The organism is Pseudomonas sp. NFR16 (assembly GCF_900108875.1).
Taxonomy (GTDB): Bacteria; Pseudomonadota; Gammaproteobacteria; order Pseudomonadales; family Pseudomonadaceae; genus Aquipseudomonas.
Genome location: NZ_FNYJ01000005.1, coordinates 146,198 through 167,644, shown reverse-complemented (window position 1 = coordinate 167,644; position 21,447 = coordinate 146,198). Strand labels below are relative to the sequence as shown.

General features: G+C 60.1%; 24 protein-coding genes and 1 other RNA gene. 14 read left to right on the top strand and 11 right to left on the bottom strand.

The window, feature by feature from the left end; all coding sequences use genetic code 11:
• The first annotated feature begins 41 nt into the window (after positions 1-41).
• Complete coding sequence (locus BMZ10_RS19400; RefSeq protein ID WP_093465967.1) at positions 42-716, top strand: gamma-glutamylcyclotransferase; 675 nt, start codon at positions 42-44, stop codon at positions 714-716.
• Positions 717-815: 99 nt separating this feature from the next.
• Here the strand turns inward: BMZ10_RS19400 and glpT are convergent, their stop codons facing one another.
• On the bottom strand, positions 816-2,165 hold the full coding sequence (gene glpT / locus BMZ10_RS19395; protein ID WP_093465964.1) for a glycerol-3-phosphate transporter: 1,350 nt from the start codon (positions 2,163-2,165) through the stop codon (positions 816-818).
• Positions 2,166-2,493: 328 nt separating this feature from the next.
• Here glpT and BMZ10_RS19390 point away from each other — a divergent pair, with 328 nt between their 5' ends.
• Complete coding sequence (locus BMZ10_RS19390; RefSeq protein ID WP_177182169.1) at positions 2,494-3,099, top strand: energy transducer TonB; 606 nt, start codon at positions 2,494-2,496, stop codon at positions 3,097-3,099.
• Between the two features lie 118 nt (positions 3,100-3,217).
• Here the strand turns inward: BMZ10_RS19390 and BMZ10_RS19385 are convergent, their stop codons facing one another.
• Positions 3,218-4,195 (bottom strand): NADPH:quinone oxidoreductase family protein, encoded by a 978-nt coding sequence (locus BMZ10_RS19385; protein WP_093465958.1) that lies wholly within the window; start codon positions 4,193-4,195, stop codon positions 3,218-3,220.
• A 135-nt stretch (positions 4,196-4,330) separates the two neighbouring features.
• On the opposite strand from BMZ10_RS19385, the gene BMZ10_RS19380 reads away from it, so the two are divergent.
• Positions 4,331-4,741, top strand: coding sequence for a flagellar basal body-associated protein FliL (locus BMZ10_RS19380; RefSeq protein WP_093465955.1), 411 nt, complete (start codon positions 4,331-4,333; stop codon positions 4,739-4,741).
• A gap of 84 nt (positions 4,742-4,825) precedes the next feature.
• On the opposite strand, the gene BMZ10_RS19375 is transcribed toward BMZ10_RS19380, so the two are convergent.
• Positions 4,826-5,275 (bottom strand): EVE domain-containing protein, encoded by a 450-nt coding sequence (locus BMZ10_RS19375; protein ID WP_093465953.1) that lies wholly within the window; start codon positions 5,273-5,275, stop codon positions 4,826-4,828.
• Between the two features lie 194 nt (positions 5,276-5,469).
• On the opposite strand from BMZ10_RS19375, the gene BMZ10_RS19370 reads away from it, so the two are divergent.
• Positions 5,470-5,619 carry a hypothetical protein gene (locus BMZ10_RS19370; protein WP_093465951.1) on the top strand — a complete coding sequence of 50 codons (150 nt, stop codon included), beginning with the start codon at positions 5,470-5,472 and terminating at the stop codon, positions 5,617-5,619.
• A 126-nt stretch (positions 5,620-5,745) separates the two neighbouring features.
• Here the strand turns inward: BMZ10_RS19370 and BMZ10_RS19365 are convergent, their stop codons facing one another.
• The 4 genes from BMZ10_RS19365 to BMZ10_RS19350 all read right to left on the bottom strand — a co-directional run bounded on the left by BMZ10_RS19365 (position 5,746) and on the right by BMZ10_RS19350 (position 7,205).
• A complete protein-coding gene (locus tag BMZ10_RS19365) occupies positions 5,746-6,372 on the bottom strand; it encodes a 5-formyltetrahydrofolate cyclo-ligase (protein ID WP_093465949.1) in 627 nt (208 codons plus the stop codon).
• 99 nt (positions 6,373-6,471) lie between these two features.
• A non-coding RNA gene (gene ssrS, locus BMZ10_RS19360) (6S RNA) lies at positions 6,472-6,650 on the bottom strand.
• Between the two features lie 31 nt (positions 6,651-6,681).
• Entirely contained in the window at positions 6,682-6,999 is a 318-nt protein-coding gene (locus BMZ10_RS19355; protein ID WP_093465947.1) for a cell division protein ZapA, read from the bottom strand.
• Positions 6,996-7,205, bottom strand: a complete 210-nt coding sequence (locus tag BMZ10_RS19350; RefSeq protein WP_062379587.1) for a TIGR02449 family protein — start codon at positions 7,203-7,205, stop codon at positions 6,996-6,998. Before BMZ10_RS19350 ends, BMZ10_RS19355 begins: the two co-directional genes overlap by 4 nt.
• A gap of 149 nt (positions 7,206-7,354) precedes the next feature.
• Here BMZ10_RS19350 and BMZ10_RS19345 point away from each other — a divergent pair, with 149 nt between their 5' ends.
• The 8 genes from BMZ10_RS19345 (at position 7,355) to gcvH (ending at position 16,409) form a co-directional block, all read left to right on the top strand.
• On the top strand, positions 7,355-7,909 hold the full coding sequence (locus BMZ10_RS19345; protein WP_093465945.1) for a YecA/YgfB family protein: 555 nt from the start codon (positions 7,355-7,357) through the stop codon (positions 7,907-7,909).
• Positions 7,910-7,988: 79 nt separating this feature from the next.
• The gene (pepP, locus tag BMZ10_RS19340; RefSeq protein ID WP_093465943.1) at positions 7,989-9,323 is read left to right on the top strand and encodes a Xaa-Pro aminopeptidase; all 1,335 of its coding nucleotides are present in this window, start codon (positions 7,989-7,991) and stop codon (positions 9,321-9,323) included.
• Complete coding sequence (gene ubiH, locus BMZ10_RS19335) at positions 9,320-10,507, top strand: 2-octaprenyl-6-methoxyphenyl hydroxylase (RefSeq protein ID WP_093465941.1); 1,188 nt, start codon at positions 9,320-9,322, stop codon at positions 10,505-10,507. The genes pepP and ubiH overlap by 4 nt, the downstream gene beginning before the upstream one ends.
• Positions 10,508-10,556: 49 nt before the next feature.
• Positions 10,557-11,777: a 2-octaprenyl-3-methyl-6-methoxy-1,4-benzoquinol hydroxylase gene (locus BMZ10_RS19330; RefSeq protein ID WP_093465939.1), complete on the top strand. Its 1,221-nt coding sequence runs from the start codon at positions 10,557-10,559 to the stop codon at positions 11,775-11,777.
• Between the two features lie 187 nt (positions 11,778-11,964).
• Positions 11,965-12,966: an extracellular solute-binding protein gene (locus BMZ10_RS19325; protein ID WP_093465937.1), complete on the top strand. Its 1,002-nt coding sequence runs from the start codon at positions 11,965-11,967 to the stop codon at positions 12,964-12,966.
• A gap of 140 nt (positions 12,967-13,106) precedes the next feature.
• Entirely contained in the window at positions 13,107-14,723 is a 1,617-nt protein-coding gene (locus BMZ10_RS19320) for an ABC transporter permease (protein WP_093465935.1), read from the top strand.
• Between the two features lie 155 nt (positions 14,724-14,878).
• A complete protein-coding gene (gene gcvT, locus BMZ10_RS19315) occupies positions 14,879-15,961 on the top strand; it encodes a glycine cleavage system aminomethyltransferase GcvT (RefSeq protein WP_093465933.1) in 1,083 nt (360 codons plus the stop codon).
• Positions 15,962-16,025: 64 nt separating this feature from the next.
• Entirely contained in the window at positions 16,026-16,409 is a 384-nt protein-coding gene (gene gcvH / locus BMZ10_RS19310; protein ID WP_093465931.1) for a glycine cleavage system protein GcvH, read from the top strand.
• 122 nt (positions 16,410-16,531) lie between these two features.
• On the opposite strand, the gene BMZ10_RS19305 is transcribed toward gcvH, so the two are convergent.
• The 4 genes from BMZ10_RS19305 to BMZ10_RS19290 form a co-directional block, all read right to left on the bottom strand.
• Positions 16,532-16,849: a DUF2388 domain-containing protein gene (locus BMZ10_RS19305; protein WP_074754503.1), complete on the bottom strand. Its 318-nt coding sequence runs from the start codon at positions 16,847-16,849 to the stop codon at positions 16,532-16,534.
• A gap of 79 nt (positions 16,850-16,928) precedes the next feature.
• A complete protein-coding gene (locus BMZ10_RS19300; protein WP_093465929.1) occupies positions 16,929-17,375 on the bottom strand; it encodes an NfeD family protein in 447 nt (148 codons plus the stop codon).
• 2 nt (positions 17,376-17,377) lie between these two features.
• A complete protein-coding gene (locus tag BMZ10_RS19295; RefSeq protein ID WP_093465927.1) occupies positions 17,378-18,316 on the bottom strand; it encodes an SPFH domain-containing protein in 939 nt (312 codons plus the stop codon).
• A 146-nt stretch (positions 18,317-18,462) separates the two neighbouring features.
• Positions 18,463-19,371 carry a LysR substrate-binding domain-containing protein gene (locus BMZ10_RS19290; RefSeq protein ID WP_093465925.1) on the bottom strand — a complete coding sequence of 303 codons (909 nt, stop codon included), beginning with the start codon at positions 19,369-19,371 and terminating at the stop codon, positions 18,463-18,465.
• A 162-nt stretch (positions 19,372-19,533) separates the two neighbouring features.
• Here BMZ10_RS19290 and BMZ10_RS19285 point away from each other — a divergent pair, with 162 nt between their 5' ends.
• Both BMZ10_RS19285 and BMZ10_RS19280 read left to right on the top strand, forming a co-directional pair.
• On the top strand, positions 19,534-20,304 hold the full coding sequence (locus BMZ10_RS19285; protein ID WP_093465923.1) for a glucose 1-dehydrogenase: 771 nt from the start codon (positions 19,534-19,536) through the stop codon (positions 20,302-20,304).
• 14 nt (positions 20,305-20,318) lie between these two features.
• Positions 20,319-21,365, top strand: coding sequence for an L-idonate 5-dehydrogenase (locus tag BMZ10_RS19280; protein WP_093465920.1), 1,047 nt, complete (start codon positions 20,319-20,321; stop codon positions 21,363-21,365).
• Positions 21,366-21,447 lie beyond the last annotated feature (82 nt).

Below are 21,447 nucleotides of genomic sequence, written 5' to 3'. Positions count from 1 at the left end.
TAGCACTACGCTGGCGTCATATTGGCCAGCGGGGGAGCCAGATGGGGAATCAAATCAATAGCTTGGTGGAAGCTGTACACGACGGCCTCGGGTTGTCATATCCACCCGTTATCGACCTTGGGCCTAAACTGACCCGCGAGCAACTTCTCGCCTCCATGCATGCCACCATGAGCCGCCACAAGGGCGGGCCTGTCTGGCTGTTCGCTTACGGCTCGTTGATCTGGCGTCCGGAATGCTCCGCCGTGGAGCGTCAGCGCGGTCGCGTGCATGGTTACCATCGCGGCCTCTACCTCTGGTCCCATGAGCATCGCGGTACCCCGGAGCAACCCGGTCTGGTTTTCGGTCTTGATCGCGGCGGTTCGTGCAGCGGTTTCGCTTATCGCTTGCCGGATGAGAACATCGAGGAATCGTTGCTGGCATTGTGGCAGCGAGAAATGCCGTTTCCGTCCTATCGTCCTCATTGGCTCAGTTGCCGCCTGGAGGATGGCACCAAGGTGCAAGCGCTCGGATTCGTGCTGGATCGCCACCTGCCCAGCTACGCAGGCAATCTGCCGGACAGCGTGCTGACCCAAGTGTTGGCAAGCGCCAGCGGCCGCTATGGCACGACGTGGGAGTACGTTGAACAGACCATCCACGCCTTGCGCAGCCACGCAATGCCGGACTTGAGCCTGGAAGAGCGGTTCAAACGGTGCAAACCGATTTTGCTGGCGGTTTAACAGCTGGTTGCGAAGGCTGTTTTCATGCGATGCCGATGAGGGTTTTCGCCCGCCGGCTTGATAAGCGTTGAAGCCTATCAAGCCGTTCTTCCGGATGTTTTACGCCGCAGCCTCACGCGACTGACTCGCGACTCGTGTGTGCTTGAGTGTCGGCGCCAGGAACACGATGGACAGCACGCACGCAGCCACCAGCATGATGAAACCGCCGTTCCAGCCGAAGTGGTCCACGGTGTAACCCATCAATGCGCTCGCAGCTACTGAACCGCCCAGATAACCGAACAGCCCTGTAAAGCCCGCCGCGGTGCCTGCTGCCTTTTTTGGAGCGAGCTCGAGCGCTTGCAGGCCGACCAGCATGACCGGTCCATAGATGAGAAAGCCGATGGAGATCAATGCAATCATGTCGATGGTCGGGTTGCCCGGCGGGTTAAGCCAGTAAACCAGAGTGGCGACGGTCACCAACAGCATGAACACAATGCCGGTCAGGCCGCGGTTGCCCCGGAATATCTTGTCCGACATCCAGCCGCACAACAGCGTGCCGGGGATGCCTGCCCACTCATAGAAAAAGTACGCCCAAGACGTCGTGTCTACCGTGAAATGCTTGGCTTCCTTGAGGTAGGTCGGTGCCCAGTCCAGCACGCCATAGCGCAGCAGGTAAACGAACACGTTAGCCAGCGCGATATACCAGAGCATCTTGTTGCGCAGCACGTATTTGACGAAGATTTCCTTGGCGCTGAATTCTTCCTCGTGGCTCGCATCGTAGCCTTCCGGGTAGTCGTTCTTGTACTCCTCAACCGGCGGCAAGCCGACCGATTGCGGGGTGTCGCGCATGGTGATGAAAGCAAACAGTGCAACGAACAAGGCCACCGCCGCAGGGACGTAGAACGCCGCATGCCAGTCGTTGGTCCAGCCCAGACCCAACAGGAACAGCGGGCCGATCAGACCGCCGCCGACGTTGTGGGCCACGTTCCATACCGACACCACGCCGCCACGCTCTTTCTGCGACCACCAGTGCACCATGGTCCGGCCACTCGGCGGCCAACCCATGCCCTGAGCCCAGCCGTTGATGAACAGCAGAATGAACATGATGGTCACGCTCGACGTCGCCCAAGGCGCGAAACCGAAGACGAACATGACCAGCGCGGAAATCAGCAAGCCGAACGGCAGGAAATAGCGCGGATTGGAGCGGTCGGACACCAGCCCCATCAGAAACTTCGACAGGCCGTATGCGATGGCAATGGCCGAAATCGCCACACCCAGCTCGCCACGCGTATAGCCCTGATCGATCAGATAAGGCATCGCCAGCGAGAAGTTTTTGCGCAGCAGGTAATAGCCCGCGTAGCCGAAGAAAATACCGGCGAAGATCTGCCAGCGCAGGCGACGGTAGGTTTTATCGACGCGCTCGGCAGGCAGCGGAGCCTGATGCGCGGCTGGGCGGAAGAAGGCAAACATCGAGACACTCCAGTTTTTGTATTGTTATGCGAAAGTGAATATTACATTTTCATTACAGAAAATAGGAAGGCTTCTCATCGGGAAATGTCCCGATTTCAGGCGGGTTGGCGTGTTGGATTACGAACATGGCGCGGATGTGTAACTGGGTGTTCGGCGTTTAGGATCGGTCCTACTCGCGTACAGGAATCGATAACCTTAACCGGGCGCCAGGGAGCGCCTACCATCGCCGCCGTCTGCCGAAAGGTGTCTGGATGTCGAGAAAGCTGTGCGGTTATTAGCGTTCATTCTGTTGTTGCTTTGCGCCTTGGAGGCTCACGCACGGGAGCCATTGACTGCCGTATTTGCCCCCAAGCCCGAGTTTCCTCCCGATCTGGCAGAAGCTCGTTACGCCGGCAAGGTCCGGGTCAGGCTCACCGTGGGGCCGAGCGGCACCGTGCAGGCCACACGTGTCGTCGAGAGCGGGCATCCCGAGCTGGCCCTCGCCGTTCAGCGGGCGGTGGTGCAATGGCGCTTCAAATCCTGGAATGCACAGGGCAGCGGACCCAATAAAGAGGAATTCATGGTACTGGTCCTGTTCGGCGCTCGCGGCGTCGAGCCTTTCTCGCGCGAGATCACGGTCGGCCTGAACCAGACGCTCTGCGCCTACCTGAACCATGAGATCAAGGCCAGCAAACGAGACTTTCCCGAGGCGCCGCTGAGCGACGTTGACGTCTTCTGGTACATGGCTGAATTTCTTGCCAGCGACTACGTGGCGTCGAGAGTGCCGGATGAAAACCAGCGCAATGCGTTACTCGTGCAATTCAAGAAGTCGATTCCACAAGTCGCCACCCTCTGTCGGGGCAAGCCGAACAGCCGCTATGCCGATCATTTGCCCGAGGCCATTCGCAGGTTGATCGTAAATCTGCAAATCGATAAGGCAATCATCGATAAATAGGGCGTTGCAGCGTCAGCGGTTTAAATCGGGGGCGGACTGGGTAAAAGATTAATGACTCAGCTCGAATGTCTGCAGGGCTGACCCCACACATTGGCAGGGCCATTTTGGCAGGTATCAGTTATCGAATCCCAATCACCACCTTCCCAACCGCCTTCCTCTGACCCAACGAATCAATCGCTTCCCCTGCCTGTTCCAGCGGATAAACCTTCGATACCAGCGGCTTTAACTTCCCTTCGCTATACCACTTGAACAGTTGTTGAAAATTAGCCGCGTTGTCCTGGGGCTGGCGCTGGGCGAATGAGCCCCAGAACACGCCGACCACGGAGGCGCCTTTCAGCAAGGCGAGGTTGGCGGGGAGTTCGGGGATTCGCCCGCTGGCGAAGCCGACGACGAGGAGGCGGCCATTCCAGGCAATGGCGCGGATGGCCTGGTCGAAAAGGTCGCCGCCAACGGGGTCGTAGATGACGTCGACACCGTTGCCGTTGGTCAGGCGCTTGAGTTCGTCCTTGAGGCTGGATTCGCTGTAATTGATCAGCTCGTCTGCGCCTGCGTTTCGGGCGACTTCGAGTTTGTCGGCGCTGCTGGCGGCGGCGATGACGCGGGCGCCCATGGCTTTGCCAATTTCCACTGCGGCCAGGCCGACTCCGCCTGACGCGCCGAGCACGAGGAGGGTTTCGCCTGGCTGCAGGTTGGCGCGTTGTCTGAGCGCGTGCATCGACGTGCCGTAAGTCATGCTGAAAGCGGCAGCTGTAGTGAAGTCCATTGCCTGTGGAATTGGCAGGACGTTGTACACGGCGACGGCGATCTGCTCTGCGAAACTGCCCCAGCCCGTGAGGGCCATGACTCTGTCGCCGACTTTCAGGTGACTTACCTTCTCTCCTACGGCGGCCACGACGCCGGAAGCTTCTCCGCCTGGTGAGAAGGGGAAGGGCGGTTTGAACTGGTATTTGCCTTCGATGATCAGGGTGTCCGGGAAGTTGACCCCGGCAGCGTGCACGTCCAGAAGGATTTCGTTTTTCTTCGGTTCAGGCGCCGGAATGTCTTCCAGCACCAGATTTCTGGCAGGACCGAAGGCTTTGCAGAGCACGGCTTTCATCGAGGGCTATTCCTTTTCCGGTGATGGCCGATAAGTGTAGGTAGCGGGGTTGTCGGGTCAATGAGCATGCCCCGGCCTGATAGGTGTGCATAAGCTGCAGTAAGCTATGCGTCGAATCGGATTGAGGAGTGGACTGTGAAAGCGTGGATTCTGATGTTGTTGGCGTTGTCGATGCCCGTGGTGGCAATGGCCGAAGAGGGCGGTGAGAAGGATGACCCGAACAAGGTCTCTTACGTGGCGCTGACGCCACCATTCGTTGGCAACTACGCGTTGGATGGCAGTCCGAAGCTGCATGTCTACAAAGCCGACGTCGCATTGCGCGTGACGGGCGCCGAGGCGCAGAAACTGGTGAAACAGAACGAGCCGCTGATCCGCAATCAACTGGTCGCGCTATTCACACAGCAGACGGTCGACAGCATGAGCAATGTCGAAGCCAAGGAAAAGCTGCGTCAGGAAGCCCTCAAGCAGACGCAGGAAGTACTGACCCAAGAGACCGGCAAGCCTGTCGTTGACGATCTGCTGTTCAACAACTTTATTGCGCAATGACCCACTCAGTTGTGTAAGCGCCCCTGATGGGATAAGCAACGAGGCGGTCAGCGTGTTGCTGCTGGCACCGAGCGTTCAGGCCCCTCAGCGCAATGCCAGCACTGCGGCCCATTGATCGGCCGTCACTGGCATGACTGATAGCCGACTGCCTTTTTGCACCAGCGGCAACTGTTCGAGCGCGGTCTGTTGTTTCAGAAAACCGAGGCTGAGAACGCGTGGAAAGGTTTCGACGAAAGCCACGTCGATGGCGCTCCAGGGATTCTTTTCCTGAGATGCTTTGGCGTCGAAGTAGTGGCTCTTGTCATCAAGTGCGGTGGGATCCGGATACGCGGCCTGGATGATTTTGCCGATGCCGGCGATGCCTGGCTCCGGGCAGCTTGAATGATAGAAAAAGAACTCATCACCCACTGCCATCGCGCGCAAAAAATTACGTGCCTGATAGTTGCGGACGCCGTCCCAGCGGGTCTGGCCAAGTTTTTGCAAACCGGTAATCGAGAGCTCATCGGGCTCGGATTTCATCAGCCAATAGGCCATTTTTGTGGCTCCTGAATGGGGTCTGGACAGTTTGTCCTACGCTTTTATGACAACCCGACGGTCGGTTGACGCCAGTATTTGCGTGTTGCGTCACGTTGTCGGAGAATGCCGGGATTTTAAGGGCTACACCGTTACGCGGCCCACTCAAAACGTCGCGAACGTCGAGTTTTTGATTCGCTAAAGGGGAGCAATCAATGCAACGCAAGCCGGATTTACTATGGATTTTGGCTATTTTGTTCGGCTTGGGTATTGTCACCACCGGTTACGCGCAGAGTCTGTGGGCCGCGAAGGCGGATGCGCCGGTTGAAGTCACTCAGCAACAGCAGCAACAGTCCCGCCGCTAGTTCTCTCAGGCATTCCTTTCTTGTAGGAGCGCGCTTGCCCGCGATGGGGCCCGCGCGTTTGCCGCACGTATGCTGCCCGAGCGATGTTTCGAGGGCTGGCGCGCGCCTGCAAAATCAAAATCTGGATCAGGCCATGTACCAGCGCTTGTCCGACACCGTTCCCTGCAGCGGCACATCCCAACTGGCGACGGCCAGTCTTGCGACCTTCTGACATTCATGAGCCAGACCGAGTAACACCGGTTTCTGCCAGGCCTTGCGTCGGCCCTGATAGGCCAGGCTGCGATCGTAGAAGCCGCCGCCCATTCCGAGTCTGCCGCCCTGATCATCGAACCCCACCAGCGGCATCAGAATCAGATCCAGCGCCCAGATTTTGCGCTGCTGTCGGGGATTGATGTGCGGCTCCGGAATCCGGAAGCGATTGGGTCGCAGCTTCTCGCCACGACGCACGCGCTGAAAGACCATCTTGGTCCGTGGCCATGCGCTGAGCACTGGCAGATAAGTCGCTTTGCCACGGCGTTGAGCTTCACGCAGCAGCAGCTGCGGGTCTATCTCGCCGTCCATCGGAAGATAAAGAGAAACATGCCGTGCGCGACGAAAAAGCGGGTTTTGCGCAAGCTGACGATACAAGCCTTCAGCCGCCTGTCGCTGTTGTGAGCGCGTCAATGCACGACGAGCCTTGCGTAATTGGCGTCGCAGTTGAGGGCGGGTAAGGCTGGAAACATCGGTCAGGGAGTCGGCGCCAGAAGAAGTCATGCAGGCGGGTCCGTGAGACATTTAAGGGCGAGGGGTGAATCAGGGCCGATTCACGATCCCACCGCCAGACATGGCGTCTGGCGTTGGGTAGAAGATTCGAGACTCCCCGACGAACCGCTGTCGGTGTAGCCCTTGAACCCGAAAGTTCAAGGTGGAGATTGCAGGAGGCTTTAAGGCTTTCCGTCGAGCGGACATGCACACCAACCCCAACGTGCAACCCCCGTGGTTGTGCGTATCGGCTCAGGGACATGACCGACTGGCAAGCACTCCAGGGAGCGGTCGCAAGTATACCGAATCATGTCGGAACAATCAGCCTTGTGCTTTTGGCTCATCCGTGGCAAGGACCAGATCCACACGGTCCAGAAGGTCGCGCACCTGCTCGCGGGTCGAGCCGCTGGTCTGCGCTTCAGGCAATTCCTGCTTGTGCAAGAGATCGTGGGTGATGTTCAGTGCAGCCATCACTGCAATTCGGTCGGCACCGATGACTTTGCCGCTGCTGCGAATTTCGCGCATTTTGCCGTCCAGATAACGCGCAGCGCTGACCAGATTGGTGCGCTCCTCTTGTGGGCAGATGATCGAATATTCTTTGTCGAGGATTTGCACGGTGATGCTGTTGCCATTACTCATGAGTCTTGCTCCAGGGCCTTGAGGCGCGAAATCATGGACTCGACCTTCTGCCGGGCGATTTCGTTTTTTTCAATGAGATGAGCGCGTTCCTCGCGCCAGGTTTTTTCCTGAGCTAATAGGAGTCCGTTTTGACTTTTTAGTTGCTCGACACGATTGATCAATAACTCCAGTCGAGCCATCAGCGCTTGCAGGTCGTTGTCTTCCATTGTTTTCCACTGATTACTTTCAGATGAGTGGTGCAGGAGCTGGCGTCTGGACCGCCTTGGAATATCGCCGGATAGCTTGGGCGCGTCTGCCGGTGCTACGATACAAGGCCTTCATTCTAGACATTGCGCCGCTTGGCGCCTAGTTGCCCATGCCTAATCAGAATTCCCCGTACAACGCATTCGCCACTCTGCTCAAAAGCAGTGGCCACCCTGTCTCTCCTGCCGAGCTGCACGGCCTGTTGCTGGGCCGCAGTTGCGCGGGTGCAGGCTTCGACGCAGAAGGCTGGTTCGCGGACGCGTCCATGCTGCTGGAGAAGGAGCCTGAGGATAACGTGCGCCAGGCGCTGATTGGCCTGCAAGAGATGGTCAAAGGCGAGTTGACCAGCGATGACATGACGGTCGTGCTGCTGTTGCCCGGCGACGATGAGCCGCTGACCACCCGCGCTGCGGCGCTGGGTGAATGGTGTCAGGGCTTCCTTGCCGGCTTCGGACTGGCAGGCGGCAATAACTCGCTCAGCGCCGAGGCCTCCGAAGTGCTTCAGGATCTGGCAGCCATCGCACAGGTTCAGGACGCGCTGGAAGAGTCCGAGGACGGCGAAAGCGACTACATGGAAGTCATGGAGTACCTGCGCGTTGCCCCCTTGTTGCTGTTCACCGAGTTCAACAAGAAAGCGGTCCCTGAAGCGAAGCCTTCTTTGCATTGATCGCACTCGTTACCAGCCGGTCGGCGTCGCTCGCCAGCGCCTCCGGCCGGATAGCCCACCCGGAGGACCGCAGTTGCCCATGATCCGCATCCCGAAAGCCGAATACGCCCGTCGTCGCAAGGCGCTGATGGAACAGATGGAGCCCAACAGCATTGCTATTCTGCCAGCAGCTGCAGTGGCTATTCGTAATCGTGATGTCGAACATGTGTACCGCCAGGACAGCGATTTCCAGTACTTGAGCGGCTTTCCCGAACCTGAGGCAGTGATCGTGCTGATCCCGGGCCGGGAATATGGCGAGTACGTGTTGTTTTGCCGTGAACGCAATCCCGAGCGTGAGTTGTGGGATGGCCTGCGAGCCGGCCAGGACGGCGCGATCCGTGACTTCGGCGCCGACGATGCCTTTCCGATCACGGACATCGACGACATTCTGCCGGGCCTGATCGAGGGCCGGGATCGTGTGTACTCGTCGATGGGCAGCAATCCCGAATTCGACCGCCATGTGATGGAGTGGATCAACGTCATCCGCTCCAAGGCGCATCTGGGCGCTCAGCCGCCGAAGGAATTCGTTGCGCTGGATCACCTGCTGCATGACATGCGCCTGTATAAATCGGCGGCGGAAGTGAAGGTCATGCGCGAAGCGGCGCAGATATCGGCGCGAGCACATGTGCGCGCCATGCAGGCGAGTCGCGCCGGCTTGTATGAGTTCAGTCTGGAAGCCGAACTGGATTACGAGTTTCGCAAGGGCGGCGCGAAGATGCCCGCCTATGGTTCGATCGTCGCTTCCGGTCGCAATGCCTGCATCCTGCACTATCAAGAGAACGACGCAGCACTCAAAGACGGGGATCTGGTGTTGATCGACGCCGGCTGTGAAATCGACTGTTACGCCAGCGACATCACGCGGACCTTCCCGGTGAGCGGCACGTTTTCCGCTGAACAGAAAGCGATCTACGAGCTGGTTCTCAAGTCTCAGGAAGCTGCTTTTGCGGCGATCAGGCCCGGTAATCACTGGAACCAGGCGCATGAGGCAACGGTGCAGGTGATCACCGCCGGGCTGGTGGAATTGGGGTTGCTGCAGGGCGAGGTCGATGAACTGATCGCCGCCGAAGCGTACAAAGCTTTTTACATGCACAGGGCCGGGCACTGGCTGGGCATGGATGTGCATGATGTCGGCGAGTACAAAGTCGGCGGCGAATGGCGAGTGCTTGAGGTTGGCATGGCGCTGACGGTCGAGCCCGGGATTTATGTGTCGCCGGACAATCAAAGCGTCGCTAAGAAATGGCGTGGAATCGGCGTACGAATCGAGGACGATGTCGTGGTGACCAAAAAAGGTTGTGAAATCCTGACAGGCGACGTACCCAAGACCGTCGCCGAAATCGAGGCCCTCATGGCCGCAGCCCGAACTCAAGCCGCATGAGCCGTTTCAATCTGGCAATTGTCGGCGGTGGCCTGGTTGGCGCCAGTCTCGCTCTGGCCCTCCAGGCCGGGGCGAAAGAGCGAGGCTGGAAGATCGTGATGATCGAACCGTTCGCTCCCGGCGACACGTACCAGCCCAGCTATGACGCCCGTTCTTCGGCGCTGTCGTTCGGGGCTCGGCAGATTTACGAGCGTCTCGGCTTATGGCAGCAGATCAGCCGCCGGGCCGAGCCTATTCTTCAGATCCAGGTGTCCGACAAGGGTCGATTCGGCGCGGCTCGTCTATCGTCGATGCAGGAAGGCGTGCCGGCGCTGGGTTACGTCGTCGAGAACGCCTGGCTGGGCCAGTGCCTCTGGCAGGGCCTGGACAGTGATGTGATCAGTTGGCGCGTGCCGGCCGAGGTGAAACAGATGCAGGCGCTGGCCGACGGTTATCGCCTCACGCTCAGCGATGAAACCCAGGTGGACTGCGATTTGGCAGTGCTTGCCGACGGCGGTCGTTCCAGCCTGCGCGAACAGCTGGGTATCGGCGTTCGGACCACGCCTTATGACCAGAGCGCGTTGATTGCCAATATCACGCCGGGCGAAGCCCACTGCGGTCAGGCGTTCGAACGCTTCACTGAGGAAGGCCCGATGGCGTTGCTGCCGCTGCCGGAAAACCGCTGCGCGCTGGTCTGGACCCGCACCGGTAACGACGTGCAGCGGCTGATGGCGCTGGATGATCGTAGTTTTCTCAACGAATTGCAGGGCGTGTTCGGCTACCGGTTGGGCGCGCTGAAACAGGTGGGCGTGCGCCATGCTTATCCGCTCTCGCTGATCGAGGCTGAGGAGCAGGTGCGCTCGCATCTGGTGGTTCTGGGCAACGCCGCACACAGCCTTCATCCAATTGCCGGACAGGGCTTCAATCTCTCCCTGCGCGACGCTGCTTCCCTCGCCGAGGCGCTGCTGGCCAGCGATGCGACGCCGGGTAATCTGGCGACTTTGCAGAACTACCGCGAGCGCCAGCGTCTGGATCAAAAGCTGACTGTCGGCTTCTCCGACCAGGTCACACGCCTGTTCGGCAGCCAGCAGCCTGTAATCACCGCGGGTCGCAATCTGGGGCTTCTCGGTCTGGACCTGTTGCCTTCCGCCAAGAGCTGGTTTGCTCGCCAAGCCATGGGCCTGGGAACGCGAGCCGATGTCTGAGCCCTTCATCCATACGTGGCACTTGCCCAACGCGAGAACGATTTAAAGCATGGAAACGCGCGCAGATCTGCTGATTGTCGGGGCCGGAATGGTCGGTAGCGCACTTGCGCTGGCGCTGCAAAACAGCGGATTGAACATCCTCGTGGTGGACGGCGGCCCGCTGACCGTGAAGCCCTTCGATGACAACGCCGCTTTCGAACCGCGTGTCAGTGCATTGTCTGCTGCCAGTCAGCGGATTCTCGAGCGATTGAACGTGTGGGAAGGCATTGTCTCGCGCCGCGTCAGCCCTTATGCCGACATGCACGTCTGGGACGGAAGCGGCACAGGCAATGTGCACTTCTCCGCCTCCAGCGTGCACGCCGACGTGCTGGGGCACATTGTCGAAAACCGTGTCGTGCAGGACGCCCTGATCGAGCGCCTGCATGACAGCGATATCGGCCTGCTTGCGAATGCGCGGCTGGAGCAAATGCGTCGTTCCGGCGACGACTGGCTGCTGACGCTGGCGGACGGTCGCACCTTGCGCGCGCCCCTGGTGATCGCTGCCGATGGTGCGAACTCGACGGTACGACGCATGACCGGTACTGCAACGCGCGAATGGGACTACATGCATCACGCTATTGTCACCAGCGTACGCACGGCTGATTCCCACCGAAAAACCGCGTGGCAACGCTTCACCGATGACGGCCCGCTGGCCTTTTTGCCACTCGAGCGCGAGGGCGAACATTGGTGTTCGATTGTCTGGTCGGTGACGCCCGACGAGTCAGAGCGCTTGATGAAGCTGGACGACGAGGCTTTTTGTCGTGAACTGGAGCAGGCGTTCGAGGGATGCCTTGGGCACCTCATTTCAGCCGACCCGCGCCTGTGTGTTCCCCTGCGTCAGCGGCACGCCAAGCGCTATGTCGCTGAAGGCCTGGCGCTGATTGGCGATGCGGCGCACACCATTCACCCACTGGCGGGACAGGGCGTCAACCTGGGTTTCCTCGACGCCGCAGTGCTCGCCGAAGTGCTGCATGCCGCAGCTGGGCGGGGTGAGCGGCTGGCTGACGAGCGCGTGCTGAGTCGCTATGAACGTCGACGCATGCCGCACAACCTGGCATTGATGGCGGCGATGGAGGGCTTCGAGCGGCTGTTCCAGGCCGACGCCTTGCCTGTGCGCTGGCTGCGCAACACGGGCCTGAAACTCGTCGATCAGTCTGCAGAAGCCAAGGCGATGTTCGTGCGCCAGGCGTTGGGGTTGAGCGGGGACTTGCCAGCGTTGGCCCGGATCTGAATGGGTTGCGGCACTGGCGATGGCGGAAGCACTGAAAAATCGGAGAGCAAGCTCGTTCCATCAGAGATGCATTGCAGGGCATTTGGCGAGAACAGCGCGTTTCGTAACATCTGGTAACGGCTAGGTCCGGACTTCGTTGATGCGATTCACTACCATTTCGCCTCATTTCTCAAAGACGAGGCCCCGCATGCTGGCGAGCAAGCGTATTCTGGCTGCCCTGGTACTGACCGTGCTCGGCGGAACCGCTCAGGCCGCGGACGACATCGTGGTGTATTCCTCTCGCATCGACGAGCTGATTAAACCGGTGTTCGATGCTTACACCGCCAAGACCGGCGTGAACGTGAAATTCATCACCGACAAGGAAGCGCCGCTGATGCAGCGCATCAAGGCCGAGGGGCAGAACGCGACGGCCGATCTGCTGCTGACCGTCGACGCGGGCAACCTCTGGCAAGCGGAACAAATGGGCATCCTGCAGCCCTTCACCTCGCCTGTCATCGACGCAAATATCCCGACGCAATACCGATCTTCCACCCACAGCTGGACTGGCCTGAGCCTGCGCGCTCGTACCATTGCGTACTCGACCGACCGCGTGAAGCCTGAAGAGCTGACGACGTATGAAGCGCTGGCGGACAAGCAGTGGGAAGGGCGTTTGTGCCTGCGCACAGCGAAGAAGGTCTACAACCAATCGCTGACCGCGACGCTGATCGAAACCCACGGCGCCGAGGCATCGGAAAAGATCCTCAAAGGTTGGGTCAATAACCTTTCCACCGATGTGTTCTCTGACGACATAGCGGTGCTTGAGGCGATCAACGCCGGTCAGTGCGACGTCGGTATCGTCAACACGTATTACTACGGCCGCCTGCACAAACAGAACCCGGATCTGGCTGTGCGTCTGTTCTGGCCGAATCAGTCGGATCGAGGCGTGCACGTCAACCTTTCAGGCATCGGCCTCACCAAATACGCGCCGCATGCGGAGGCGGCCAAAGCGCTCGTCGAGTGGATGACTTGGCCGGAAGCACAGGCGATTTTCGCTGGCACCAACCAGGAATTCCCGGCCAACCCTAAAGTGGCGCCTTCCGAGGAAGTGGCCAGCTGGGGCGCGTTCAAAGCCGACACCATTCCCGTGGAAGTCGCCGGACGGCGTCAGGCCGAAGCGATTCGAATGATGGATCGTGTGGGCTGGAACTGACTCCGTACGCTACCCAACGGTAGGAGTGAGCTTGCTCGCGATTGCTTTCGTTCAGTGCCAACTGCATTGATTGACATGACCCAATCGCGAGCAAGCTCACTCCTACAGGTTCGTAACCAAGCCAAATCGAGATTCTCCCCTTGGCCCATCCCGCCCAGCGTCGCTGGTATCCGTTGGTCTTCACCATTGCTGCACTGGTGCTGCTGCCTCTGAGCGTGCTGCTGTTCTCCTGGCAGACCATCGACCACGAAATCTGGTCGCATTTGTGGGCAACCCAGATGTCGCGGTTGTTGGGCAACACGCTGACACTGGTCGTCGGGGTCGGGCTTGGCGTGACGCTGCTGGGTGTGAGCCTGGCCTGGCTGACTGCGTTGTGTGAGTTTCCGGGGCGGCGCTGGCTGGACTGGGCGTTGATGCTGCCGTTCGCGATTCCGGCCTATGTGCTGGCATTCGTTTTCGTCGGGCTGCTCGACTTTGCCGGCCCCGTGCAAACCCTGATGCGTGAATGGTTTGGCAGCGGAATTCGCCTGCCGCGTGTGCGTTCCACCGGTGGCGTGATCATCGTGCTGGTGCTGGTCTTTTACCCTTACGTTTACCTGTTGGCGCGCACGGCGTTTCTGGCACAAGGCAAAGGCCTGATGGAAGCAGCGCGCGTACTGGGTCAATCGCCGTGGCAGGCGTTCTGGCGTGTTGCGTTGCCCATGGCGAGGCCTGCGATCGGCGCCGGGGTTGCGCTGGCGCTGATGGAAACCCTCGCGGATTTCGGCGCCGTGTCGGTGTTCAATTTCGATACCTTCACCACGGCGATCTACAAGACCTGGTACGGCTTCTTCAGCCTGTCGAGCGCGGCTCAACTCGCGAGCTTGCTGCTGCTGGCGGTGATGCTCGTGCTGTACGGCGAACATCGGGCGCGAGGTGCAAGTCGGCCAGTCAACGAGCGCCCGCGCGTCAAGGCGCTGTATCACCTGCACGGCATCAAGGCGATCGCGGCGAGCACAGGGTGTGGTCTGGTGTTCGCCTGCGCATTTGTGGTGCCTTTGCTGCAACTGATCGTCTGGGTCTGGCAGCGTGGCCGCTTCGACCTGGATGAGCGTTATAGCGGACTCATTGTGCATACGCTTTATCTGGGCGGGATCGCGGCGCTGGTGACCGTCGGCGTCGCCATGATTCTGGTATTCGCCCGGCGTCTGGCGCCCACCCGGGCCATACGCTCGGGGGTAAGTCTGGCCAATATCGGCTACGCACTCCCGGGATCGGTACTCGCTGTGTCCATCATGCTGGCGTTCAGTTACCTCGACCGAGAGGTGGTCGTCCCGCTGTCCCAGTGGACGGGCGGAGCAGGCAGGCCATTGTTGCTCGGCAGCCTGGCGGCGCTGGTGCTGGCCTATCTGGTGCGTTTCATTGCAGTCGCGTATGGCCCGCTCGAAAGCAGCCTCTCCCGCATCCGGCCGTCGTTACCCGAGGCGGCACGCAGCATGGGCGTCAGCGGCCCGCGATTGTTTTTCAGGATTTATCTGCCGCTACTGGTTCCAGGCACGCTGAGTGCGGCGCTTCTGGTGTTCGTCGATGTGCTCAAGGAAATGCCTGCCACCCTGCTGATGCGCCCGTTTGGCTGGGACACGCTGGCCGTGCGCATTTTTGAAATGACCAGTGAAGGCGAGTGGGCCCGCGCCGCATTGCCGGCCCTGACACTGGTGCTTGTCGGTTTACTCCCGGTGATTGGCTTGATCAGACGTTCGGCAAGACCGATCGGCTAGGTGCGGGGTCACTACCTTGCGGCTACAATGCGCCGCAATCGACGTGGTCTGTCAGATAATTCCGCAAATTAGCAGAGGTATGAGACCCCAAGTCACGGGGGATTTGCCGATGTCGTGTCTGACTGCGTCTTCGCCAAGCCCGGAAGGAGAAACCCATGGGACAGCGTACGCCCCTCTTTGACCTGCACCTCGCGCTGGGCGCGAAGCTGGTCGATTTTGGTGGTTGGGATATGCCGTTGCACTACGGCTCGCAGGTTGAGGAGCACCATCAGGTGCGCCGGGACTGTGGGATTTTCGACGTGTCGCACATGCACGTCGTCGACGTGTCCGGCAGCCAGGCCAAAGCCTGGTTGCAGCACCTGCTGGCCAACGACGTCGGCAGACTGCAGCACACAGGGCGCGCGCTCTACAGCGCGATGCTCGACACCCGGGGCGGTATCGTCGACGACATGATCGTCTACCTGACCGACGCGGGTTACCGGCTGGTGGTCAACGCCGCTACCGGCGCTAAGGACTTGGCGTGGATGAAGGCTCATCTCGACGGTTTCGACGTGCATCTGACGCACCGATCCGAATTGGCGATGCTGGCGATCCAGGGCCCCAACGCCCGGCAGAAGATTGCCGAACTGGTCAACCAGTCCCGTGCTGAACTGATCCACACCCTGCGACCGTTCGAAGGTCAGCAAGAAGGCGACTGGTTCATCGCGCGCACGGGGTACACCGGCGAAGACGGCCTGGAAATTATCCTGCCTGCCGAGCATGCCTGCAGTTTTTTCAACGACATGGTTGGCGCCGGTATTTCGCCGATCGGCCTGGGCGCGCGTGACACGCTGCGTCTGGAGGCCGGTATGAATCTGTACGGTCGGGAAATCGACGAACAGGTGTCGCCGCTGATTTCCAACATGGCCTGGACCATCGCCTGGCAGCCCGAAGACCGTGACTTCATCGGCCGTACCGCGCTCGAGTCCGAAAAAGCCAGCGGCGTCGCCTCACGGCTTGTGGGTTTGGTGCTCGAAGAACGAGGTGTTCTGCGCGCGCATCAGGTTGTCCGAATAGCGGAAGTTGGCGAAGGAGAGATCACCAGTGGTAGTTTCTCTCCTACGCTAAGCAAGTCGATTGCCTTGGCGCGTGTCCCGATGGCGACCGCCGACCGTGCCGAGGTGGAGATTCGCGGCAAGTGGTACCCGGTTCGTGTGGTTCAGCCAACGTTCGTGCGCCATGGCAAGGCCCTGATTTAATAACCGTTCAAAGCAACCCCTGGCGGGTTCTCCGCTGACCTGATGATGTAGAGAGGATAAAAACATGAGTGATATTCCCGCCGAACTGCGTTTTGCCGAAAGCCATGAGTGGGCCAAAAAAGAAGGTGGCCTGATCGTTGTCGGTATTTCCGATCACGCGCAGGAAGCGCTGGGCGACGTGGTATTCGTAGAGCTGCCGGAGATCGGTAAGGTTTTCGCGGCTGGCGATGCTGCTGGCGTTGTGGAATCTGTAAAAGCCGCCTCCGACATTTATTCTCCAGTCGCCGGCGAAGTGGTTGAAGTCAACGAACGCTTGGGCGAATCGCCGGAAGAGCTCAACGACACGCCTTACCAGTCGTGGATTTTCAAGGTCAAGCCAAGCAATGCTGACGCCGACCTGGCCAAGCTGCTGGACGCTGCCGGTTACAAGGCCGCCATCGGCGAATAAGCCAATGCGCCGCGTGCCGATAGGCGATGATGGCTGAAACAAAAATGCCGCCCCTGAGGGCGGCATTTTTTATGAAACGATGATCCTGGTGTGGCGAGCAAACGAGTTCGCGCTTGACGGGATCACTGCTCGGCGACGAGGTTCTTTGCCAGAATCGCGTTGGCCAGATCCATGTCCGAAGCATTCAGGCCAGGGTTGTCTTTGCGTACTTGATCCATGGCTGCTTCCAGGTACGGGCCACGAATGGCGCCGTTGCTGGCGACGAAGCTGCCTGCGTCATCCTGAGCGGCAACGATCAGTTTGTGATGCCGAAAGGTGAGGTAGGTAGAGCCGGTGGTCGCACCGGAAGAGATGACGTCGCGCAGGAAGCCGTCAGCCATTGCTGAACCGACAGGCAGGGAAAGCAGAGCTAACGTGGCTACAGCAAGTTTTAGACGCATGACGGGGTACTCCGACTTTTGGGTTGTTCTGACACGATTTGATACGTCCTCCTGCGAGGTAGTTCCGTGGCCCGGTGACTCACGCCGCTTCGACCTTCAAAATAACGCCGTCCTGCGAGACCACGCGCACGTGCGCGCCTGCCGGAGCATCAGGCCCGGCGACCATCCAGACACCATCGCCGACCTTGATTTTGCCGCGTCCGCTGACAATCGCGTCGTGCACCACGAAGGTCCGGCCGATCAGTTCCGAGCCGCGCAGGTTCAGTCCCGGCTGATCCGACTGGCGCAGCACGTTGCGCTGGCGCCGCCACCAGTACAGCGCGGTCAGCACCGACAGCACGGCGAACAGCAGAAACTGCAGCTCCCAACCCATGTCCTGAAACACATACGTGAGAATGCCGACGCCGGCGGCGGCCACGCCGATCCACAGCAGGTAACCGCCTGCGCCGAATACTTCCAGAATCAACAGCACGGTGCCTAGTCCGAGCCAGTCCCAGAACGACAGACCGTGAAGATATGCCCACATGGTCAGACTCGCTTTCCGGTTTCGGGCCTGGGCGTGTCGAAGGTGGCCTTGACGATTTCGCCGATCCCGCCAATCGCGCCGATCATCTGGCTGGCTTCCAGCGGCATCAGGATCACCTTGCTGTTATTGGCTGAAGACAGTTTGCCCAGCGCATCGATGTACTTCTGCGCGACGAAATAATTGATGGCCTGTACGTCGCCGGCGGCAATTGCTTCGGAGACCACTTGCGTCGCCCGAGCCTCGGCCTCGGCCTGCCGCTCCCGTGCCTCAGACTCGAGGAACGCCGCCTGACGTTCGCCTTCGGCTTCCAGGATCTGTGCCTGCTTCTTGCCTTCGGCAGTCAGAATGGCCGAAGCCCGTAGGCCTTCTGCTTCGAGAATCTGCGCGCGTTTGATGCGCTCGGCTTTCATCTGGCCCGACATCGCTGCCATCAGATCGGCAGGCGGGCTGATGTCCTTGATCTCGATGCGGGTGATCTTGATGCCCCAGGGCGCCGTCGCTTCATCGACGATACGCAACAAGCGTTCGTTGATCCCGTCGCGTTGACTGAGCATGGCGTCCAGTTCCATCGAGCCCAGCACGGTGCGGATGTTGGTTTGAAGCAGATTGCGAATCGCATGCTGCAGGTTGTTGACCTCATAGGCCGCTTGCGCGCAGTTGACCACTTGATAGAAGCACACGGCGTCGATCTGCACCGTGGCGTTGTCCGAGGTGATGACTTCCTGCGGCGGGATGTCCAGCACGGTCTCCATCATGTTGATCTTGCGCCCGATGCGGTCCACGACCGGCACGATGATGTTCAGACCGGGCTTGAGCGTGTTGGTGTACCGTCCGAACCGTTCGACCGTCCATTGATACCCTTGCGGCACGACCTTGACGCCCATGTAGACGATGGCGAGAGCCAGCCCCACGAACAGAAAAACCACAATACCGATTTGCATGACCTGTCCCTGTTGATTGCTGCTGCGTGAATGGTGTGCTGCACCATAAGCCGCCCGGAATTCGCCGCGCGAATGTTTCGTGTATCAAATCACATCACCGGCGCCTCCAGCGCAGTTGACCCTTGAGCCGCTTCAGTGGCGCATGATCAGACGGCGACGGAATCCGCCTGGCCGTGGATGAAGAATAGCTCGCGCATGAGCTCGAAGACCGTGCTCTTCACAGCGGTGTCGAGTGACGTCCACGCCAGGCCTGTCGCTGCTCGATAATTCCCCAGTCGCAGTGGCCGCGATACGACATTCGGGGGCAGGGCGCTGGCGGCGAGATGAGGCAGCAAGCCAATCCCCAGTCCCGCCGAGACCAGCGCCAGCATGGTGGTGAATTCGCCCAGTTCGTCAGCAACTTCCAGCCGACTGCCCTGTTCGGCGATCGCCCGCATCACGCCATCGTGAAAGCCCGCCGCGTAGCGACGCGCCAACACCAGCACCGGCCATTGCGCGAGCGCGTCGACGTCGATGACCTGATGGTCAAGCAGTGGGTGGTCGCGGGGCAGCGCCACGACGATCGATTCTTGCAGCACCACGCGCGTCTGGACGCCCGCGTGTGGCGCGGGGAGGCGCAATAGGCCAAAGTCCAGCTGGCCGTTTTTCAGGGCATGAATCTGATCCGGGCCCGGCATGTCCTTGAGCTCCAGTGCGATGCCGGGAAACCGCTGATGTGCCGCGCGGATCAGCGTGGGCAACAGTTGCGGCAGGACCGACGATACAAAACCCAGCCGGACTCGCCCTGACTCTCCTCGGCCAAGCCCTCGCGCCACGTCAGCGCAATGCTGTGCCTGATGCAGCGTCACTCGCGCCTCTTCGAGAAACAGCTGACCGACTTCTGTCAGCGACACCGAATGACGATTGCGATCCAGCAGCCGCACGCCAAGCCAGCTTTCGAGCGCTTTGATTTGCATGCTCAATGCCGGTTGGACGATGGCCAGCCGCTGCGCAGCCCGTCCGAAATGCAGCTCTTCAGCCAGCGTGACGAATGCCCGTAAATGCTTGAGTTCCATATCCGCTCGTTCGGTCATCAAAATCGATGATCAGGCTATCAGTAATGAGCATTGGACGACGCCCGCTGCCTGAGCTGAAGTTGATCCGTCCGATGATGCGTCGTCATCCGCCTCATCACAACAGATGATCCAACCCATAGCCGCATGAAAAGGGGTAATCACATGGCTGTTCTGGAGAGATTTCGACTGGACGCGAGGGTCGCGCTGATCACCGGCTCAAGTGCCGGAATCGGTCTCGCTATAGCACGCGGACTGGCCGAGGCGGGCGCAACCGTGGTGCTCAACGGGCGCAATGCGGACACGTTGCAATCAGCGACAGCCGCATTGGCGGGTGAAGGCCACGACGTCCACTCGCAATGCTTCGATGTCACCGACAGTGCAGCCGTCAGCGCCGCGATACTGGACATCGAGAGCCGAGTCGGTCCGCTGGATATTTTGGTGAACAACGCCGGCATGCAGCGGCGCGGACCGCTGGAGCAGTACGCTGAAACCGACTGGCGCGAGTTGATGCGGACCAATCTGGACAGCGCATTTCTTGTGGGGCAGGCCGTCGCACGCTGCATGATTCCACGTGGCCGCGGGCGCATCATCAATATCTGTTCGGTGCAGAGTGAACTGGGCCGGCCCGGCATTGCGCCCTACGCTGCGAGCAAGGGCGCGTTGAAGATGCTGACCAAGGGCATGGCCATCGATTGGGGGCCGGCTGGCTTGAACGTCAACGGAATCGGCCCGGGCTATTTCAAGACTGAACTGAACGCGGCCCTGGTTGCCAACCCTGAATTCAGCGACTGGCTCGTCCAGCGCACGCCCAGTCGCCGCTGGGGCGAGGTGTCTGAACTCGCGGGAGCGGCGGTTTTCCTGTCGTCCGACGCCTCGAGCTTCGTCAACGGCCACATTCTTTACGTCGACGGCGCTATCACGGCGTCGCTGTAAACCGGAGATACTTCATGCAAGCCATTGTTTGCCACGCCCCCAAGGACCTTCGCATTGAAGATGCGGGTGACGCGTTGCCGCTCGCTCCCGGTCAGTTGCGCGTGCGCGTGGCCCGAGGCGGGATCTGCGGTTCGGATCTGCATTACTATCAGCATGGCGGTTTCGGTGCGGTACGCCTGAAGGAGCCGATGGTGCTCGGCCATGAAATCTCGGCGGTCATCGAAGAAACCGGCAGCGCACTGGAGCGCTTCACGGCAGGGCAGCGGATTTCCGTTTCGCCTTCGCGACCTTGCGGGGGTTGCAAATACTGTCACGAGGGGATGCCGAATCATTGCCTGAACATGCGGTTTTACGGCAGCGCCATGCCGTTTCCGCACATTCAGGGCGCTTTTCGCGAGAGCCTCGTGATCGAAGCCAGCCAGGCTCACCTGCTCGCGCCGACGACGACCCTGGCCGAAGGCGCGCTGGCTGAGCCGTTATCGGTGGGTCTGCACGCGATTCAGCGAGCGGGCGGCGTATTCGGCAAGCGGGTGCTGGTGACCGGGTGCGGTCCGATCGGCAATCTGCTGATTGGCAGCTTGCAGGCAGCGGGTGCGTCGCAGATCGTCGCGGCGGATCTGAGCGACAGCGCTTTGGAATGCGCCCGACGGATGGGCGCCAGCGAGACGCATAATCTGCGCGACGAGCCCCAGGCACTGGCGCGCTACAGCGCCGAGAAAGGCCATTTCGATGTGATGTTCGAGGCCTCCGGCAGCGCCCAGGCGTTGCGCGACGGCCTGACCTGCGTTCGTCCGCGAGGCGTTATCGTCACAGTGGGTTTGGGAGGCGATGTTTCCATTCCATTGAATCTGGTCGTGGGCAAAGAGATCGATGTGCGGGGCACTTTCCGCTTTCATGCCGAGTTCGCTCAGGCGGTCGATCTGCTCAACCGCAAACTGATCGACGTGACCCCGGTGATTTCCCACACCCTTGCGTTCGGCGAAGCCGTGCAGGCTTTCGAGCTGGCGGGCGACAAGCAGCAGGCCATGAAGGTTGTGCTGGATTTCGGAGTGCCCGATTAATCGGCGGACTCTGCCCGTAAGCTGCGAGCGCGCTTGTCCGCGATGGCGACGTGTCAGGCAACGAATTGTGCCTGACAATGCG

Excerpts from the sequence above, each read along its gene's own strand:
- BMZ10_RS19400 (WP_093465967.1), top strand. The coding sequence starts at position 42 with ATGGGGAATCAAATCAATAGCTTGGTGGAAGCTGTACACGACGGCCTC.
- glpT (WP_093465964.1), bottom strand. The coding sequence starts at position 2,165 with ATGTTTGCCTTCTTCCGCCCAGCCGCGCATCAGGCTCCGCTGCCTGCC.
- BMZ10_RS19385 (WP_093465958.1), bottom strand. The coding sequence starts at position 4,195 with ATGAAAGCCGTGCTCTGCAAAGCCTTCGGTCCTGCCAGAAATCTGGTG.
- BMZ10_RS19375 (WP_093465953.1), bottom strand. The coding sequence starts at position 5,275 with ATGGCCTATTGGCTGATGAAATCCGAGCCCGATGAGCTCTCGATTACC.
- BMZ10_RS19370 (WP_093465951.1), top strand. The coding sequence starts at position 5,470 with ATGCAACGCAAGCCGGATTTACTATGGATTTTGGCTATTTTGTTCGGC.
- BMZ10_RS19365 (WP_093465949.1), bottom strand. The coding sequence starts at position 6,372 with ATGACTTCTTCTGGCGCCGACTCCCTGACCGATGTTTCCAGCCTTACC.
- BMZ10_RS19355 (WP_093465947.1), bottom strand. The coding sequence starts at position 6,999 with ATGAGTAATGGCAACAGCATCACCGTGCAAATCCTCGACAAAGAATAT.
- BMZ10_RS19350 (WP_062379587.1), bottom strand. The coding sequence starts at position 7,205 with ATGGAAGACAACGACCTGCAAGCGCTGATGGCTCGACTGGAGTTATTG.
- BMZ10_RS19345 (WP_093465945.1), top strand. The coding sequence starts at position 7,355 with ATGCCTAATCAGAATTCCCCGTACAACGCATTCGCCACTCTGCTCAAA.
- pepP (WP_093465943.1), top strand. The coding sequence starts at position 7,989 with ATGATCCGCATCCCGAAAGCCGAATACGCCCGTCGTCGCAAGGCGCTG.
- ubiH (WP_093465941.1), top strand. The coding sequence starts at position 9,320 with ATGAGCCGTTTCAATCTGGCAATTGTCGGCGGTGGCCTGGTTGGCGCC.
- BMZ10_RS19330 (WP_093465939.1), top strand. The coding sequence starts at position 10,557 with ATGGAAACGCGCGCAGATCTGCTGATTGTCGGGGCCGGAATGGTCGGT.
- BMZ10_RS19325 (WP_093465937.1), top strand. The coding sequence starts at position 11,965 with ATGCTGGCGAGCAAGCGTATTCTGGCTGCCCTGGTACTGACCGTGCTC.
- gcvT (WP_093465933.1), top strand. The coding sequence starts at position 14,879 with ATGGGACAGCGTACGCCCCTCTTTGACCTGCACCTCGCGCTGGGCGCG.
- gcvH (WP_093465931.1), top strand. The coding sequence starts at position 16,026 with ATGAGTGATATTCCCGCCGAACTGCGTTTTGCCGAAAGCCATGAGTGG.
- BMZ10_RS19305 (WP_074754503.1), bottom strand. The coding sequence starts at position 16,849 with ATGCGTCTAAAACTTGCTGTAGCCACGTTAGCTCTGCTTTCCCTGCCT.
- BMZ10_RS19300 (WP_093465929.1), bottom strand. The coding sequence starts at position 17,375 with ATGTGGGCATATCTTCACGGTCTGTCGTTCTGGGACTGGCTCGGACTA.
- BMZ10_RS19295 (WP_093465927.1), bottom strand. The coding sequence starts at position 18,316 with ATGCAAATCGGTATTGTGGTTTTTCTGTTCGTGGGGCTGGCTCTCGCC.
- BMZ10_RS19290 (WP_093465925.1), bottom strand. The coding sequence starts at position 19,371 with ATGGAACTCAAGCATTTACGGGCATTCGTCACGCTGGCTGAAGAGCTG.
- BMZ10_RS19285 (WP_093465923.1), top strand. The coding sequence starts at position 19,534 with ATGGCTGTTCTGGAGAGATTTCGACTGGACGCGAGGGTCGCGCTGATC.
- BMZ10_RS19280 (WP_093465920.1), top strand. The coding sequence starts at position 20,319 with ATGCAAGCCATTGTTTGCCACGCCCCCAAGGACCTTCGCATTGAAGAT.